Annotated in this window: 12 protein-coding genes; all 12 read left to right on the plus strand. The window is 73.0% G+C overall.

What is annotated here, in order from left to right; genetic code table 11:
• Positions 1-7 precede the first annotated feature (7 nt).
• Positions 8-1,351, plus strand: a complete 1,344-nt coding sequence (locus tag AB0924_RS05155; protein WP_366910681.1) for an ABC transporter substrate-binding protein — start codon at positions 8-10, stop codon at positions 1,349-1,351.
• Between the two features lie 2 nt (positions 1,352-1,353).
• The gene (locus AB0924_RS05160; protein WP_366910682.1) at positions 1,354-2,295 is read left to right on the plus strand and encodes a sugar ABC transporter permease; all 942 of its coding nucleotides are present in this window, start codon (positions 1,354-1,356) and stop codon (positions 2,293-2,295) included.
• A 3-nt stretch (positions 2,296-2,298) separates the two neighbouring features.
• A complete protein-coding gene (locus tag AB0924_RS05165) occupies positions 2,299-3,192 on the plus strand; it encodes a carbohydrate ABC transporter permease (RefSeq protein ID WP_358931463.1) in 894 nt (297 codons plus the stop codon).
• Between the two features lie 7 nt (positions 3,193-3,199).
• Positions 3,200-4,468, plus strand: a complete 1,269-nt coding sequence (locus AB0924_RS05170) for a 6-phospho-beta-glucosidase (RefSeq protein WP_358931465.1) — start codon at positions 3,200-3,202, stop codon at positions 4,466-4,468.
• Positions 4,459-5,439, plus strand: coding sequence for a BadF/BadG/BcrA/BcrD ATPase family protein (locus AB0924_RS05175; protein WP_358931467.1), 981 nt, complete (start codon positions 4,459-4,461; stop codon positions 5,437-5,439). The genes AB0924_RS05170 and AB0924_RS05175 overlap by 10 nt, the downstream gene beginning before the upstream one ends.
• Positions 5,440-5,673: 234 nt before the next feature.
• Positions 5,674-7,056 carry a hypothetical protein gene (locus tag AB0924_RS05180; RefSeq protein WP_358931632.1) on the plus strand — a complete coding sequence of 461 codons (1,383 nt, stop codon included), beginning with the start codon at positions 5,674-5,676 and terminating at the stop codon, positions 7,054-7,056.
• A 14-nt stretch (positions 7,057-7,070) separates the two neighbouring features.
• The gene (locus AB0924_RS05185; RefSeq protein WP_366910683.1) at positions 7,071-8,108 is read left to right on the plus strand and encodes a glutamate ABC transporter substrate-binding protein; all 1,038 of its coding nucleotides are present in this window, start codon (positions 7,071-7,073) and stop codon (positions 8,106-8,108) included.
• Positions 8,109-8,153: 45 nt separating this feature from the next.
• Positions 8,154-9,461 carry a hypothetical protein gene (locus AB0924_RS05190; RefSeq protein WP_358931472.1) on the plus strand — a complete coding sequence of 436 codons (1,308 nt, stop codon included), beginning with the start codon at positions 8,154-8,156 and terminating at the stop codon, positions 9,459-9,461.
• Complete coding sequence (locus AB0924_RS05195; protein ID WP_366910684.1) at positions 9,458-11,929, plus strand: tetratricopeptide repeat protein; 2,472 nt, start codon at positions 9,458-9,460, stop codon at positions 11,927-11,929. Before AB0924_RS05190 ends, AB0924_RS05195 begins: the two co-directional genes overlap by 4 nt.
• Before the next feature lie 3 nt (positions 11,930-11,932).
• The gene (locus tag AB0924_RS05200) at positions 11,933-13,270 is read left to right on the plus strand and encodes a PP2C family serine/threonine-protein phosphatase (protein ID WP_358931476.1); all 1,338 of its coding nucleotides are present in this window, start codon (positions 11,933-11,935) and stop codon (positions 13,268-13,270) included.
• 102 nt (positions 13,271-13,372) lie between these two features.
• Entirely contained in the window at positions 13,373-14,719 is a 1,347-nt protein-coding gene (locus tag AB0924_RS05205) for a VWA domain-containing protein (protein WP_366910685.1), read from the plus strand.
• Between the two features lie 77 nt (positions 14,720-14,796).
• Entirely contained in the window at positions 14,797-16,191 is a 1,395-nt protein-coding gene (locus AB0924_RS05210; RefSeq protein WP_366910686.1) for an FHA domain-containing protein, read from the plus strand.
• The last annotated feature ends 4 nt before the right edge of the window (positions 16,192-16,195 follow it).

The following is a 16,195-nucleotide window of genomic DNA, read 5'->3' on the forward strand; positions in this document are numbered from 1 at the left end:
CCTCGCCATGCCCACAGCCGTACCCGGAACCGCCCGAAAAGCGGCCTTCGCCCTGACCGCCTCGCTCGCCCTGCTCGCCACCGCCTGCACCGGCCAGTCCGGCTCCGGCGCCACCGACGACGCCTCCAAGGAGACGACGATCAACTTCTGGCACGCCTGGAGCGCGCCGAACGAGGTCAAGGCGGTGAAATCCCTGGTCGCCGGCTTCGAGAAGGCCCACCCCAACATCCATGTGAACGTCGTCGACAACATGACCGACGACAAGATCAACCAGGCTCTGCGCACCGGCGGCGACCGGGCCCCCGACGTCATCTCCTCCTTCACCACCAACAACGTCGGCAAGTTCTGCTCGTCGGGCGCGCTGATCGACCTGAACCCCTTCTTCGAGAAGGCGGGCATCGACCCGGAGACGACCTTCCCGAAGGCGATGAACGAGTACACCCGGTTCGAGGGCGACCGCTGCACCGCGCCGCTGCTGGGCGACGCCTACGGCCTCTACTACAACAAGACGGCGTTCCGGAAGGCCGGCATCACCGCCCCGCCGAAGACCTGGTCGGAGTTCGAGACCGACGCCAGGAAGCTGACCATCGCGCGGGGCGACGGCTACCAGCAACTCGGCTTCATGCCGGACTACCACGGCTGGGAGTCCACCACCGAGCACTACTTCGCCCAGTTCTCCCCGGTCTACTTCGGCAAGGACGGCAAGTCGCGCCTCGCCGAGGACCCCGCCTTCGAGAAGGGCTTCACGCTCCAGAAGCGGCTCGTCGATGAACTCGGCGGATTCCAGAAGCTGGAGCGGTTCCGGGCCACGCTCGGCGACGAGTGGGGCCCCAGGCACCCCTTCCACACCGGGCAGGTGGCCATGCAGCTCGACGGCGAGTGGCGGCTGGGCATGGCCGAGGAGGCCAAGCCGAAGTTCGAGATCGGGGTGGCCCCGCTGCCCGTCCCGGACGACCAGGCCGACCAGTACGGCAAGGGCTACATCACCGGCACCATCACGGGCATCGCCGCCACCAGCCACAAGCAGAACGCGGCCTGGGAACTGGTGAAGTACATGACCACGGACACGGACGCGGTGGTCGGCTTCGCCAACGGCATCCACAACGTGCCCTCCACCCTGGCCGCGCTGAAGTCGCCGAAGCTCGAGTACGACCCGAGGTTCAGGACCTTCCTGGACATCGCCGCCGACCCGCACTCCACCACCACCCCCGCCTCGGTCAACGGCGGTGTGTACCTGGTGACGATCCAGCAGTTCGGGTACGACTACGAGAGCGGCAAGGTCACCGATCTGAAGGCCGGCCTGAGGAAGACGGCCGCGCAGATCGACACGGACATCGCACAGGCGAAGTAGCCATGGCCGCGACCACGCTGGGTTCCAGGCGCCGCAGGGCGGCGCTGCGCACGGCGGCCTTCATGTCGCCCTGGCTGATCGGCTTCGCGGTCTTCTTCGCGTACCCGCTGATCTCGACGGTCTACTTCTCCTTCATGCACTACGACGGCTTCCGGCCGCCGACGTGGAGCGGCACGAAGAACTGGACCTACGTCTTCGAGCACTACCCGCTGTTCTGGCCCGCGCTGCGCAACACCCTGTGGCTGGTCGTGGTGACGGTGACGCTCCGGGTCGTCCTGGGGCTCGGGGTCGGGCTGCTCATCACGAGGATCAGGACGGGGGCCGGTGTCTTCCGCACCCTGTTCTACCTGCCCTATCTGGCCCCGCCGGTCGCCGCGACCATGGCCTTCGCCTTCCTGCTCAACCCCGGCACCGGCCCGGTCGACTCGATCCTTCAGCGGATCGGCCTCCCGGCGCCGGGCTGGTTCAACGACCCCGCCTGGTCCAAGCCGGCCCTGACCCTGCTCGCCCTGTGGGGCATCGGCGACCTGATGGTCATCTTCATGGCCGCGCTGCTCGACGTACCGGCGGAGCAGTACGAGGCCGCCGAGCTGGACGGGGCGTCGGCGTGGCAGCGCTTCCGCTACGTCACCCTGCCGAACATCTCCCCGATCGTGATGTTCGCCGTGGTCACCGGCGTGATCCAGACGATGCAGTACTACACGCAGCCGCTGATCGCGGGAAAGGTCGCATCGGGCGTGATCCAGGGCGCGGGCACCCAGTTCGAGCCCGGCTACCCGGACAGGTCCACGCTCACCCTCCCCCAGCTCGTCTACAACCTCGGCTTCCAGCGCTTCGACTACGGCTCGGCGTGTGTCGTCGCGCTGGTCCTGTTCGCCCTGTCGATGGCGTTCACCGCGCTGCTGATGCGGCGCCGTGGCGGCCTCGTCCAGGCAGGTGACTGACCCATGACCCAGGTACTGGAGAAGCCGCTGAAGGCGGCCCTGGCCGTCGCGGGCGCCGAGCGCACGGCGCGGCGCCGGGCGCTGCTGGAGTGGATCGCGGTGCACTCCCTCGGTGTCGCCGCCGCGCTCTTCTTCACCCTCCCCTTCGTGTTCGTGTTCCTCACCTCCCTGATGAGCGACAGCCAGGCGCTGAGCCGGGACCTGATCCCGCACACCTGGGAGTGGGGCAACTACCACAAGGTCCTCGCCACCCCGGGGTTCCTCACCTGGTGGAGGAACACCCTGGTCTACGCCGGGCTCGGCACCGTGCTCACCGTGGCGTCCTCGATACCCGTGGCCTACGCGCTGGCCAAGTTCCGCTTCCGGGGCCGGAATCTGTCACTCATGCTGGTGATCTCGATGATGATGCTGCCCCCGCAGGTGGTCATCATCCCGATGTACCTGTTCTGGGCGAAGCAGCTCGGCCTGTCGGGCACCCTGTGGCCGCTGATCGTCCCGATGGCGTTCGGGGACGCGTTCTCCATCTTCCTGCTGCGCCAGTTCCTGATGACGATCCCGAACGAGTACGTGGACGCCGCGAAGGTGGACGGCTGCGGTGACCTCAGGACCCTGGTGCGGGTGGTGCTGCCGATGGCGAAGCCCGGCATCGCCGCGGTGGCCCTCTTCCAGTTCTTCTACGCCTGGAACGACTACTTCGGCCCGCAGATCTACGCCTCGGAGAACCCCGGTGCCTGGACGCTGAGTTACGGCCTGGAGTCCTTCAAGGGCGCCCACCACACCGACTGGAACCTCACCATGGCCGCCACCGTGCTGGTCATGGCACCCGTGATCCTCGTGTTCTTCTTCGCCCAGAAGGCGTTCGTCGAGGGCGTCACCCTCACCGGAGTAAAGGGTTGATCCACGTATGAAACTCACCGTGGTCGGCGGCGGCTCGACCTACACCCCCGAACTCATCGACGGCTTCGCCCGGCTCAGGGACGCCCTGCCCGTCGAGGAACTCGTCCTCGTCGACCCGGACGCCGAACGTCTGGAGCTGGTGGGCGGCCTGGCCCGCCGGATCTTCGCCAGGCAGGGCCACGGCGGCCGCATCGTCACCACCTCCGACCTGGACGCGGGCGTGGACGGCGCCGACGCCGTACTGCTCCAGCTCCGGGTCGGCGGCCAGGCCGCCCGGCAGCGGGACGAGACCTGGCCGCTGGAGTGCGGCTGCATCGGCCAGGAGACAACCGGCGCCGGCGGCCTCGCCAAGGCGCTGCGCACGGTCCCGGTCGTCCTGGACATCGCCGAGCGCGTGCGCCGTACCAACCCGCGTGCCTGGATCATCGACTTCACCAACCCGGTCGGCATCGTCACCCGCGCCCTGCTGGAGGCCGGGCACCGGGCGGTCGGCCTGTGCAACGTGGCGATCGGGCTGCAGCGCAAGTTCGCGGCCCTGCTCGGCACCGACCCCAAGGACGTGCACCTGGAGCACGTGGGCCTGAACCACCTGACGTGGGAGACGGGGGTGCGGCTCGGCGGCCCCGAGGGCGCGGACGTCCTGCCCGAACTGCTCGCCCGGCACGGCGACGCCATCGCCGGTGACCTGCGCCTGCCCCGGCCCCTGCTGGACCGCCTGGGTGTGATCCCCTCCTACTACCTGCGCTACTACTACGCCCACGACGAGGTGGTGCGGGACCTGCGCACCAAGCCGTCCCGGGCGGCGGAGGTCGCTGCCATGGAGCGCGAGTTGCTGGCGATGTACGCCGATCCGTCCCTCGACGAGAAGCCGGCGCTGCTCGCCAAGCGGGGCGGTGCCTTCTACTCGGAGGCCGCCGTGGACCTGGCGGCGGCCCTGCTGGGCGGCGGCACGGGGAGCCCGTACCAGGTGGTCAACACGCTCAACCGGGGCACGCTGCCGTTCCTCCCGGACGACGCGGTGATCGAGGTGCAGGCGGCGGTCGGCCCGTCCGGTGCCGCGCCGCTCGCCGTGCCGGACCTCGACCCGCTGTACGCGGGCCTGGTGGCGAACGTGACGGCGTACGAGGAACTGGCGCTTCAGGCGGCGCTGCGGGGCGGCCGGGACCGGGTCTTCCGCGCCCTGCTGGCCCATCCGCTCGTCGGCCAGTACGAGTACGCCGAAGCCCTCACCGACCGGCTGGTCGCGCACAACCGGGAGCACCTCGCGTGGGCCTGATCCCGACCGTCCTCGCCATCGACGCGGGCAACAGCAAGACCGACGTGGCCGTGGTCACCGCCGGGGGCGAGGTGCTGGCCACCGCCCGCGGCGGCGGCTTCCGCCCGCCGGCGGTGGGTGTCGGCGCGGCCGTGGACGCCCTCGCCGAACCGGTCGCGCGGGCGTTCGCGGACGCGGGCCTGACCACCGCCTCACACGTCTCCGCCTGTCTCGCCAACGCCGATCTGCCGGCGGAGGAGGAGCGGTTGGCGGCCGCGCTGCACGCGCGCGCGTGGGGCGCCTCGGTGGAGGTCCGCAACGACACCTTCGCGATCCTGCGGGCGGGTGTGCCCGAGCCCAGGGGCGTGGCCGTGGTGTGCGGCGCGGGCATCAACTGCGTCGGGATGCGCCCCGACGGCCGCACCGCCCGCTTCCCGGCCATCGGGCGGATCTCCGGCGACTGGGGCGGCGGCTGGGGCCTGGCCGAGGAGGCCCTGTGGTACGCGGCCCGGGCGGAGGACGGCCGGGGCGAGGCGACCGAGCTGGCCCGGGCCCTGCCCGCCCACTTCGGCCTGCCGTCCATGTACGCGCTGATCGAGGCCCTCCACCTGGGGCACGTCGAGCACGGCCGCCGGCACGAGCTGACCCCGGTGCTGTTCCGCACGGCCGCGCACGGGGACCGGGTCGCCCGCTCCCTCGTGGACCGTCTCGCGGAGGAGGTCGCGACGATGGCCACGGTGGCCCTGACCCGGCTCGACCTCCTCGGCGAACAGACCCCGGTCCTGCTGGGCGGCAGCGTCCTGAGCGCCGGTCACGCCCGGCTCGACGACGGCGTACGCGACCTGCTGGCGTCCCGCGCCCCCAAGGCGGACGTCCGCGTGGTCACGGCCGCCCCGGTCCTGGGCGCGGCCCTCCTGGGCCTGGACCACCTGCGCGCGCAGGAGGCGGCCCTGGAACGGGCCCGGGCCCACTGGGACACCGGCCGGCGCTGACACCGGCCGGCGCCGCGCCGGCGGGCGCTCCGGGCCAGGTGGCCGCGGGAACCGAACAGGTGCCCACGGCGTATTCATGGGCAGGGGACGCAGCGATCCGATCAAGATCCAGCGAAGGCCGGTGCGGATGTCGGTCCGTGCCGCAATACTTGGCGGCGAACGGATGACCATGGGGGAGGTCAGGTGACACACCCGCCGAAGAGCAGCACGGCACCGCCGTCGGCGGGCGCCGTCATGCCCGCCATCCCCCCGCAGCCCGCGCCGCCGGTGCCGCCCGCCCGGCCCGGCCCGCCCCCGGCACCCCGCCGTACCGCCTTCGCCGAGGGCGTCGACCGGCTGCGGGCCGCCGCGACCACCGAGCCAGGGCGGCTGCGCGTCATCGGCGCCGTCCTGGCCGTGCTGGTCGTCGCGTTCGGCGCGGTCACCGCCTGGCAGACCGCCGAGCGCGCGGCCGCCGCCGACGACGTGCTGCACAGCAGCCAGCCGCTCAGCTCCGGCGCCGCCGACATCTACCGCTCGCTGGCCGACGCCAACACCGCCGCCTCGAGCGGATTCCTGGCGGGCGGTCAGGAGACCGCGGACTCGCGGGACCGGTACGAGAAGGACATCCGCACGGCCGCCGCAGGCCTCGTCACCGCCGCCGCCAACTCCGAGCCGGGCTCGCCGTCGGAGGCGGCCGTCGCCAAGCTGAACAAGCTGCTGCCCGAGTACAAGGGGCTCGTGGAGCGCGCCCGTACCTACAACCGGCAGGGCTATCCGGTCGGCGGCGCCTATCTGCGGTACGCGAACGAGAAGATGCAGAAGGAGATGCTCCCGGCGGCGGAGGACCTCTACAAGAAGGAGAACCAGCGGCTGAACGCCGACTACGGGGACGCGACGCCCTACCCGTGGGCGGCGATCGCGCTCGGCGTGCTCGCCCTGGCCGCGCTCGGCTGGGCCCAGCACCGCACCTACCGGCGTACCAACCGGGTCCTCAACCACGGCCTGGTGGCCGCCTCCGCCGCCACCGCGGTGGCCCTGCTGTGGCTGGTGGTGGGGCACACGCTCGCCAGGTCGGGCCTGAACGGCTCCTACGACAACGGCGTCCGCTCGCTGAACGTCCTGCACGACGCCCGCATCGCCTCCCTGAAGGCGCGGGGCAACGAGAACCTCAGCCTGGTGGCGCGCGGCGCCGAGACCGTCACGGTGGGCGGACAGACGTACGACGCCTACTACTACGACTTCGACCGGGACATGGGCGTGCTCGCCAAGGGCCTCACCGACGCCCGCGGGCTCGCCGACGACGACGCGGGCACCGGGCCGGTCAAGGCGGCCGAGGGCAACATGGCGGTGTGGAAGCAGCGCCACGCCTCGGCCCGCGCCGAGGACGAGAACGGCAACTACCAGCAGGCGCTGGACAAGGTGATCGGCGGCTCCGACGCCACCGGCGCGTGCTTCGACAGCGTGGACCGCAATCTCGCCAAGGCCATCGGCCACGAGCAGACCGAGTTCCAGCGGGCCGCCGGTGACGGGCGGAACGCGATGACCGGGCTGCCCGTCGGCGCCGCCGTACTGGGCGTGCTCGGCGCGGCGTTCGCGGTGGCCGGTGTCGGGCGCAGGCTTTCGGAGTACCGGTGACAGGGGGCGTGACGATGTATGCGAGCCGTGTACGTGCCTCCTTGCGGGGCTGGGGCGGGGTGGGCGCGATGGCGGTGCTGTGCGTGCTGGCCCTGGCCTTCGCACTGCTGCTGCCGTGCACGCAGCCGCGTCACGACGACAGCGGCGCGCGGACCGCCGGCCCGGGCGTCGCGAAGGGCAGCCAGGCGCGCGCCGGCGACTGCGAGGACTCCGAGGCGCAGAAGCAGACGCTGTCCCCGTCCGGCGCGGACGGCCCGACCATCGACGCCATCAAGTCCCGTACGGGCGCCAAGCGCAAGCTGGTCGTCGGCGTCGACCAGAACAGCTACCACTGGGGCTACCGCAACCCGAACACCGAGACCGCCCAGCTCGAGGGCTTCGACATCGACCTCGTCCACAGAATCGCCGAGGACATCCTCGGCGACCCGGACGCGGTGCAGTTCAAGGCCATCCCGACCAGCCGGCGCATACCCGCGATCAAGGACGGCCGGGTCGACATGGTGGTCCGCACGATGACCATCACCTGCGAGCGCCTCGACGACGTGGCTTTCTCCGCGCCCTACTTCAAGACCGGGCAGCAGGTGCTCGCCCCCAAGTCCTCGCCCGTCAAGGGCTACGACGGCACCCTCGCGCACAAGAGGATCTGCACGGCGTCCGGTTCCACCGCCTACGGCAAGCTGAAGGCCGACCGGGACGCGGGCGACCTGCCCGCCTCCACCGACATCTCCACCACCGTCCCCAACCAGCTCGACTGTCTGGTGCGGCTCCAGCTCGGTGAGGTCGACGCGGTGGTCACCGACGGCGCCCTCGCCGCCAGCCAGGCCGCCCAGGACCCGACGGTCGCCCTGAAGGGTGACGCGTTCACCACCGAGTACTACGGCGTGGCGATGAAGAAGGACGCCACCGACCTGGTACGCCGGGTCAACCGCATCCTGGTCGACTACCGCGCGGACGGCTGGCAGGCGTCGTACGACAGGTGGCTGTCGGCCACACTGGGCAAGGACTCGGACCCGTCCAAGCCGCCCGCGCCGCAGTACCTGCGCAAGAGCTGAACCCGACCCGACCCAGGCCAACCACACAGCAGCGAGAGGTGATCGATGGGCGTCACGGACCCCGCCGGGCCGGTGATGGACCGGGACGAGGTGGACCGTGCGCTGGCGCGGCTCGGCGCGGAGCACGAGGCGATCGAGACCTCGCTGCTCGCCCTCCAGGACCACGCGGGCCGCAGACTTCTCGAAGGCGCCGAGCTGACCGGCGTCACCCAGCTCCGCTGGCAGGCCACCGAGGCGTCGATCACCCTGCTGTGGGCGTACTTCGACGCCTACACCGCGGCGCTGCGCTCCGCCCGGGAGATCCGCGCCCGGCGCCGCTGGTCCAGCCGCGAGGACCTGGCGGAGCTGACCGAGCTGCTGCGCGGCGCGTCCGTCACCGTGCCCGGCGGCACCGGTCCCGCGGCCACCGCGAAGCTCAGCGAGAGCTTCTCGCTCACCACCCTGGTCGACCGGATGAACGAGCTGTACGCGTCCTCGCTCGACCTGGTCGTCACCGCCGACGCGGTCTGGTCGGCGCTGCCCGCCCGGATCGATTTACTCGCCGCGGAGCTCCAGCGCACCCGCAGGCTCGCGCACTCCGTCGGCGTCCGCCCGGGCGAGCACCCGGCCGGTGACGACCTGGAGCGCATCACGCGCACACTGACCGCCCTGCGCGCGGACGTGGTCTCCGACCCGCTCGCCTTCTGGGTGCGGGCCGAGGGCAGTTCCGCGCCCGGCGGCGGCCGTCCGGACACCACGGTCTACGACCGCGAGGCGCGCGCCCTGGAGGACGTGCGGCGGGAGATCGACGCGGTGCTGACGGTCCGGCAGGACGCGGAGGCGCGGCTGATCCGGCTGCGGGACGTGCTCTCCCGCGCGGACCGCACCCTCGCCGAGGCGCGCACCGCGCGCGGTGAGGTGCTGGCGAAGATCGCGGCGACCGAGGTGCCGGTGGTCAGCGGACCGCCGACCGCGCTGCAGGAGCAGCTGGCCGCGGCCGCCGAGTACCGGCGGCACGCGCAGTGGCACCGGCTCTCTCCGCTGCTGGAGTCCCTGGAGCAGAAGGCCGACGACGAACTGCTGCGCGCGCGTGAGTCGCTGACCGCCGTGACCGCGCCGCTCGCGGTCCGCGCCGAGCTGCGCGGCCGGCTGGACGCGTACCGGGCGAAGACCACCCGCAACGGCCTCGCCGAGGACCCGCTGCTGGTCGAGCGGTACGACGCGGCCCGGCGGATGCTGTGGAGCGCCCCCTGCGACCTGCGCGTCGCCGAACAGGCGGTGCTGCGCTACCAGCAGGCGGCGGCCGAGCTGCTCGGCGCACCGGGCGTCCCCCGGCAGGGCGGACCCGAGGACCGTAGAGGTGAATCGTCATGAGTCAGGCACAGCGGACGTGCCAGCGGCCCGGCTGCGAGGGCTCCTACGAGGACGTCGGCGGCGGCGAGCTGTACTGCGACACCTGCGGTCTTGCCCCGGTCGTGTCGCCGGGAGGCATGGTCGGCTCGCCGGCCACGGGCGTCACGAAGGGCTCGGCGGCGAGCGGCGGTTCCGGTGCCGGCTCCCGCAGTACGCGCACCTCCTCGCAGTCGTCGAGGTCGCGGCGCTCGGTGTCGGGGCGGCTGTCGCGCTCCCTGTCGGGCGGCTCCAGCGCCCGCTCGGTGTCGGTGCGCAGCTCCGGCGCGTCCTCCGGCACCTCGACCCGCGGCCGGCTCGGCGCCGGGCTGGTCTCGGTGCCGCAGGTGCCGCGGCCCGACCCGCGCGCGATGGTGCTGGAGAACCCGGAGGTGCCCGAGCGCAAGCGGTTCTGCTCGCGGTCCGACTGCGGGGCGCCGGTCGGGCGCGCCCGGGGCGAGCGGCCGGGACGCACGGAGGGGTTCTGCACCAAGTGCGGGCACCCGTACTCGTTCGTGCCGAAGCTGAAGGCCGGGGACATCGTGCACGGCCAGTACGAGGTCGCGGGCTGTCTCGCGCACGGCGGCCTCGGCTGGGTCTACCTCGCCGTGGACCGGGCCGTGTCCGACCGGTGGGTCGTGCTCAAGGGCCTGCTGGACACCGGCGACCAGGACGCGATGGCGGCGGCCATCTCCGAGCGGCGGTTCCTCGCGGAGATCGAGCACGCCAACATCGTGCGGATCTACAACTTCGTCGAGCACCTGGACCAGCGCACCGGCTCCCTCGACGGCTACATCGTCATGGAGTACGTCGGCGGCAAGTCGCTGAAGGAGATCGCCAACGCCCGCCGCGCGCCCGACGGCAGACGTGACCCGCTGCCGGTGGAGCAGGCCTGCGCGTACGGCATCGAGGCCCTGGAGGCGCTCGGCCATCTGCACAGCCGCAACCTGCTGTACTGCGACTTCAAGGTCGACAACGCCATCCAGACCGAGGACCAGCTCAAGCTGATCGACATGGGCGCCGTGCGCCGCATGGACGACGACGAGTCGGCGATCTACGGAACGGTCGGCTACCAGGCGCCGGAGGTCGCGGACGTCGGCCCGTCGGTGGCCAGCGACCTGTACACGGTGGGCCGTACGCTCGCCGTCCTCACCTTCGACTTCCAGGGCTACACGAACGTCTTCGTGGACTCCCTGCCCGACCCGGACAACATCGAGGTCTTCCACCGCTACGAGTCCTTCTACCGGCTCCTCGTCCGCGCCACCGACCCCGACCCGGCCCGCCGGTTCGCCTCCGCGCAGGAGATGTCGGAGCAGCTGACCGGCGTGCTCCGCGAGGTCGTCTCCCTGCAGACCGGGCTGGCCAGACCCGCCCTGTCCACGCTGTTCGGGCCCGAGGTGAAGGTCGTCGACACGGAGCTGTTCCCGAAGGCGCACGGGGACGTGTCGCTGCTCGGGGCGCGTCCGGCGCGCGGTGCCGTCCCGGCCCCCGCGCTGCCCGGGCCGGCCGTCGTCAGGCCCGTGGACACGTCCGCCGCCGCCCTGGCGCTGCCGGTGCCGCTTGTCGACCCGAACGACCCCAACGCCGGATTCCTGGCCGGGCTCATGGCGTCCGCGCCGGGCGAGCTGATCAGCGCCCTGGACGCGGCGCCCGCGCCGAGCGTGGAGTCGCGGCTGCGGCAGATCAGGGCGCGGCTGGAGAGCGGCGACCACCGGGCCGCGCTCACGGCCCTGAACGAGCTGGAGGGCGAACGGCCCGACGACTGGCGGGTGGTCTGGTACCGGGGCGTGGCCGCGCTGGTCACCGGGGACTTCGAGGGTGCCGCGCTGGGCTTCGACGCGATCTACGACGCCTTCCCCGGCGAGGCCGCGCCCAAGCTGGCGCTCGGCCTGTGCGCCGAGGTGCTGGGCCAGCTGGACAACGCGGCCGAGTACTACCGTCTGGTGTGGTCGACCGACCCGAGCTTCGTCAGCGCCGCCTTCGGGCTGGCCCGGGTGCGGATGGCGGCCGGTGACCGGCGCGGCGCCGTCGGCACCCTGGAGTCGGTGCCCGAGTCGTCCGTCCACTGCACGGCCGCCCGGGTCGCCGCCGTCCGGGCCCGGCTGCGCGGACGTACGCCGGGTGCCGGTGACGTACCGTTCCTCGACGACCTGACGGCCGCCGCCGGGCAGGTCGAGGCGCTGGACGCGTACGGTCTGGACCCGGCGCGCCGCGAGCAGTTGTCCGCCGAAGTGCTCGGCAGCGCGCTGGACTGGGTACTCTCCACAGGCCGGGACACCGTCCCGCCGGCCGCCGGCGGACGGAAGGTGCTCGGCAGCGGTCTGGACGAACGGGGCCTGCGCTTCGGCCTGGAACGCGCGTACCGCACGCTGGCCAGGCTGGCGCCCGGCGGCGAGGAGAGGATCGAGCTGGTGGAACGGGCCAACCGTTACCGCCCCCGGACGTGGGTGTAGTTGATGTCGCAGATGCCCCAGCAGGCCGCACTGGCGAAGTGCCCGAGCTGTGCCGAGCCGCTCGAGTCGGGTGACCTCTTCTGCGGCGCGTGCGGATACGACCTGTCCGTCGTGCCCGCCGCGCCGCAGGACCACCCGACCCTCACCATGACCGGCTCCGCCGGGACCGGGGACGGCGTGGACTGGCCGGCCCCGGAGCCCGCCGGCTCCGGCAGCACCCAGCCGGCGGCGCACTCGTCGACCGATGTGCCCGGCACCGACTCGGGCGGCAACGCGCTGCACCACGAGGAGCCGGCCGCGCCCGGCGTCCGCTTCGACCGGCGCCCGGAGCCCGACGAGTACCCGCTGCAGGCCCCCGACCCGCGTGCCTCGGCCGGTCCCGCCGCGCCCTCGGCACCGGCCGCTCCCGACCCGGCCGCTGATCCCGCACAGGTCTGCGTGGCCTGCCGGGCCGGCCGGGTGGACGACGACGGCTACTGCGAGAACTGCGGGCACGCCCAGCCCCGGGAACGCGACCGCATGGAGCGGGAGTCGGGCCCGGTCGCCGCGGTCAGCGACCGCGGCCTGCGCCACCACCGCAACGAGGACGCGTTCGGCGTCGCCCACACCGCGCTGCCCGACGGCTCCCCCGCGGCGCTGGCCATCGTGTGCGACGGCGTGTCCTCGGCGACCCGGCCGGACGAGGCGTCGATGGCCGCCTCGCAGGCGGCCGTCGACACCCTGCTGGCCGCCCTGCCCCGCGGCACCCACCCGCAGGCGGCGATGCACGAGGCGATCGTCGCCGCCGCACAGGCCGTCAACTCCCTGGCCGAGGAGCCCGAGGCGGCGCGCGAGCACGACCCGCACCAGAACTCCCCGGCCTGCACCATCGTCGGCGCGATCGTCACGGGCGGGCTGCTGGTGGTCGGCTGGGTGGGCGACAGCCGCGTCTACTGGGTGCCGGACGACCGGTCCGCGCCCCCGGCCCGGCTCACCGAGGACGACTCCTGGGCCGCGCAGATGGTCGCGGCCGGCCTCATGAGCGAGGCGCAGGCGTACGCCGACGAGCGCGCCCACGCGATCACCGGCTGGCTCGGCGCGGACGCCTACGAACTGGAGCCACACACCGCCGCCTTCAAGCCGGACCGGCCCGGAGTCGTCCTGGTGTGCACCGACGGCCTGTGGAACTACGCCGAGACGGCCGAGGAGATGGCCGAGGTCGTACCCGCGGACGCGGCCGCCCGTCCGCTGCACAGCGCCCAGGTCCTGGTCGGCCACGCCCTGGACGGCGGGGGCCACGACAACGTAACAGTGGCCGTCGTGCCGTTCCCCGCGCCGCCGCAGGGGGCAGGATCGGCCTGAGGCCGCACCACCACGGGGAAGTCCCGGCGGACCGGAGGGGACCGGTCCGTCCAACGGCATTGCCTCGCGCCAGCGGGGCGTCACAGGGGGATCTGAACAGTCATGGCCAATTTCGCCAAGCCGAACGTCCCGCAGTTCTCGGTCGACGTCTACCAGAACGAGTACCTGCCCGAGGGCGGCCGTGAGGTCAACGCCATCGTCACCGTGACCGCCACCGGCGGCGGCACGGTGGGCGGCGCCGTCACGGCCCCGCACCTGTACGCGCCCGGCCAGGGGCCCTCCGCGGCGGTCGCCCTCATGGTCGACTGCTCGGGCTCCATGGACTATCCGCCGACCAAGATGCGCAACGCCCGGGACGCCACGGCCGCCGCGATCGACACCCTGCGCGACGGGGTGCACTTCGCGGTGGTCGGCGGCACGCACGTGGCCAAGGAGGTCTACCCGGGCGGCGGGCGGCTCGCGGTCGCCGACGCCACCACCCGCGAGCAGGCCAAGCAGGCGCTGCGCCGGCTCGGTGCGGGCGGCGGCACGGCCATCGGCACCTGGCTGCGGCTCGCCGACCGGCTGCTGTCCTCGGCGGACGTGGCCATCCGGCACGGCATCCTGCTGACCGACGGCCGCAACGAGCACGAGTCGCCGCAGGACCTGCGGGCGGCACTGGACGAGTGCGCCGGGCGGTTCACCTGTGACGCGCGTGGCGTGGGCACCGACTGGGAAGTGAAAGAAGTCACAGGCATCGCCTCCGCGCTGCTCGGCACCGCCGACATCGTCGCCGACCCGGCAGGGCTGGCCGCCGACTTCACGCGGATGATGGAGACGGCGATGGGCAAGGAGGTCGCCGACGTGGCACTGCGGGTGTGGACCCCGGTCGGCGCGAACCTCCGGTTCGTCAAGCAAGTGGCGCCCGCCGTCGAGGAGTTGACGGACCGCCGCACCGAGGCGGGGCCGCGGGCCGGGGACTATCCCACCGGGTCCTGGGGCGACGAGTCCCGCGACTACCACCTGTGCGTGGAGGTCCCGGCGGCCGGTCTCGGCCAGGAGATGCTGGCCGCCCGGATCTCCCTGGTCGTGCCGCAGCCGGACGGGGAGGTGCGCAACCTCGGCGGCCAGGGGCTGGTCAGGGCGGTGTGGACCGACGACATGGCGGCCTCCACCTCCATCAACCCCCAGGTCGCCCACTACACCGGGCAGGCCGAACTGGCGCAGGCCATCCAGCAGGGTCTGGACCTTCGCAAAGCGGGCGATTTCGAGCGGGCAACGGCCAAACTGGGGCGCGCCGTTCAGCTCGCGAGCGCCTCGGGCAACGCGGATACTGCGAAACTCCTTTCGAAGGTGGTGGACGTGGTCGACGCCGCGACAGGTACTGTGCGGTTGAAGGCGAAGGTCGCGGAGGCCGACGAGATGACCCTCGAGACCCGGTCCACAAAGACTGTTCGTGTAAAGAAGTGACCCGCGGGAGACCGCGGGACAACAAGGAAGAGATCCGGACGTACCGGAGGACCCTCAGGAGAAGGGGAAGCGCCGACATGCCGACCTGCCCGAACGGACACCAGTCGGGTTCCGACGACTGGTGCGAGGTCTGCGGTCACCGCATGGCCGGTGCCGTACCCCCGCCCCCTCCGCCGCCCCCGCCCGGCGGTGGCTACGGCTTCCCGCCGCAGGGCGCCCAGTCCGGCGGCCGCCCGCCCGGCCCCGGCGGCCACGAGCCGGAGCTGTGCCCGCAGTGCCGCACGCCCCGCGAGGGCGGCGCGCCGTTCTGCGAGGAGTGCCGGTGGAACTTCCTGACCAACACGGCCACTTCGTACACCCCGGCCGCCCCGCGCACGCCGCAGCCCCGCTTCGAGCCGCCGAGCACGACGTACGGCGGCGGTGACTCGTACGAGTACCAGGGCTCACGTCCCTCGCAGGTGAACCGGCCCGCCGAGCCGATCCCGTCCTTCGGCAGCGAGCCGTCGGGCCCGACGCCGTTCGCCGGCGAGCGCGGTCCGTCCGGCTTCGGTGGCGGCGGCCGGCCGCCGGCCGGTCAGCCCCCGTTCGGGGGCGTACCGGGGCAGCAGGGCCCGGGCGGCCCCGGTGGCCCCGGTGGTCCTTCCGGTTTCGGGAGCGGTCCGGGCGGTCCCGCTGGTCCGGGCGGTCCCGGTGGTCCGGGCGGACCGCCGCCGTTCGCACGTGAGCCCGGTGGACCGGGCGGCCCAGGTGGTCCCGGCCCCTCCGGCTTCGGTGGCGACCCCTCCCGTCCGGTTCCGCCGCCCGGCCCGACCCCGCCCGCGGGTCCCGGCGGCCCGGCCGGCGGTCCGCCGCAGGCCTTCCAGCAGCCCGGCGCGCCCGCCTTCCCCCAGCAGACCGGCCGGCCCCCGGCCGGCGGCGGGCCCTTCGGCGGCGGTGAGGACGACTGGGTGATCTCCCCGCCGTCCGCCGGCGGCCCCGGTGGTCCCGGTGGCGGCTACGGCTACCCGCAGCCCGGCGCCACCCAGGCCCCGCCCGGCCACGGCTTCCCGCAGGCCCCGCAGGGCCCGGCCACCTGGACCGCGACCATCGGCCCGGACCGCGACTACTTCATGGCGATGATGCAGCGCTCCGGTCCCGAGGCCGCGGGCCTGAACCTGCCCGCCTACTCGCCCGAGCAGCAGCGCACGCTCAGCGGGAACCAGGTCACCATCGGCCGTCGCCGGCACTCCACCGGCGACACCCCCGACATCGACCTGTCCGTGCCGCCGGAGGACCCGGGCGTCTCGCACCAGCACGCGGTGCTGGTGCAGCAGCCGGACGGCAACTGGGCGGTCGTCGACCAGAACTCGACGAACGGCACCACGGTCAACGGCTCCGACGAGCCGATCCAGCCGTTCGTGCCGGTGCCGCTGCAGGACGGCGACCGGGTGCACGTGGGCGCCTGGACGACGATCACCGTCCGCAGGGGCTGAGGCG

It is taken from the genome of Streptomyces sp. NPDC047869 (genome assembly GCF_040704065.1).
Taxonomy (GTDB): domain Bacteria; phylum Actinomycetota; class Actinomycetes; order Streptomycetales; family Streptomycetaceae; genus Streptomyces.